This window comes from Acidovorax facilis (assembly GCF_023913775.1).
GTDB lineage: Bacteria > Pseudomonadota > Gammaproteobacteria > Burkholderiales > Burkholderiaceae_C > Acidovorax > Acidovorax facilis.
Genome location: NZ_JAMXAX010000277.1, coordinates 1 through 1475, shown reverse-complemented (window position 1 = coordinate 1475; position 1475 = coordinate 1). Strand labels below are relative to the sequence as shown.

1 protein-coding gene is annotated in these 1475 nt (G+C 53.7%); it reads left to right on the top strand.

All coding sequences use genetic code 11. The features are described from left to right. Nucleotides 1-110 precede the first annotated feature (110 nt). Complete coding sequence (locus NFX52_RS30110; RefSeq protein WP_055402326.1) at nt 111-1466, top strand: nSTAND1 domain-containing NTPase; 1356 nt, start codon at nt 111-113, stop codon at nt 1464-1466. The last annotated feature ends 9 nt before the right edge of the window (nt 1467-1475 follow it).

Below are 1475 nucleotides of genomic sequence, written 5' to 3'. Positions count from 1 at the left end.
CGGTAGACAAGTGGGCGGCCCACGAGTTTGAAGGCGCCGTTTCTCTGTAGACCACATGCCGTAGCATCACCAATTAATGCCTGAAACTACACCATCATGGCGGGGCAACCTTGATCTACTTCTACTCCACCGCACAGGACTCCTCTAACGCCTCCTTCCATCGCGGAATGTTATTCGAGGAGCTTCTCCGCACTTACCTTCGCGGCTCTGGATTCGAGGTCGACATTAATCGTCGGAAGACATCATCACTTGAGTACGACCTTCATGGCCGTCACGATGTTGACAACCACCCCCTCATTGGCGAAGCGAAAGCGCACACTGAGACGATTGGAGGGAAAGAAGTCTCGGCGTTTGTGGGGAAGGCCCTTCCATTCCTTGTACAGACCCCTCCATACAGCGCCGTTTTCTTGTCGATTAGTTCGCTTTCTCCTGAAGCTGAAGACTATCTACGAAATCTTCACGAGAAAACGTCTTTCCGTCTGAGTGTGAAATGTGGGTCGGAGTTGGAGTCTCACATTCGCGAAGTGCTAAAGCTCCCGACTGTTGACGGTGCCAAGTCCACCACCAAAGAGCTAGTTCCTTTTGCGTCTACCCAGAGCATCGTCCACACCAATCGCGGAACGTTCATCGCTGTGGTCGGATCTGGTCAGGAGGGTGCATTCGACGACCGGTTCGCACTCGTTGGTTCGAGCGGCTCGACTGTCAGCGATCAGAGTTTGCTTCAGATGCTCCGTACGAGCTTGCCAGCGTTGCAGGAGCTGGAAGCTGTATGGGAGAAGTCAGCACCTTTAAACATCAATATCCCGGCACGGGAAATTCCGAGCGGCCTCATTACTGCTGTGGACTGGCTCGACTACAGACGGCCAGCAGGCTTTGCACATTTCGTCGGACGTAAAGACAAGATTCAGCGAGCGGGCGCGCTTGTAAGCGGCCAAGGAACTGGGCTGGTCGTGGAACTTAAGGCACGGTCTGGGGTGGGCAAGAGCAGCCTCTTGTCTGTCTTAGCGCATCAATGGTCAACAGCAGGCCACAGAGTTGAGTTGCACGACGCGCGCGATGTGCAATCTGGAGAAGATGTCTTGAAGCTAATCCAGCGATTTGTCGGTCCGAGTTACAAGCTCGCGTCATTCGAGGAAGCGAATGACGCAATCGCGCGGATGAGCGAAAACCTTGCCGACAAGCACGCGGTGTTCATTGTTGATCAATTCGAATCCACGTTCCTGGCGCCTGAAGTTTACACAGCTTACGAATATCTTGCGCTCTGCATCGCTCGAGGTTCATGGCCGGTGTCGATGCTGTTCAGTCGCAAGGACGATTTACTGACAACCCACGACGACATGCTAGTTAGCTGTCACATCCCGGACGATTGCATAGACTCCAAACGCTATCCACTCTTCATGGCGCGAGCGGTTCTAAAGGAGTTGATAGAGTCCTTGCAATCCACCCAGGGAGTGAAGCCATGTTGATAGCCCTGC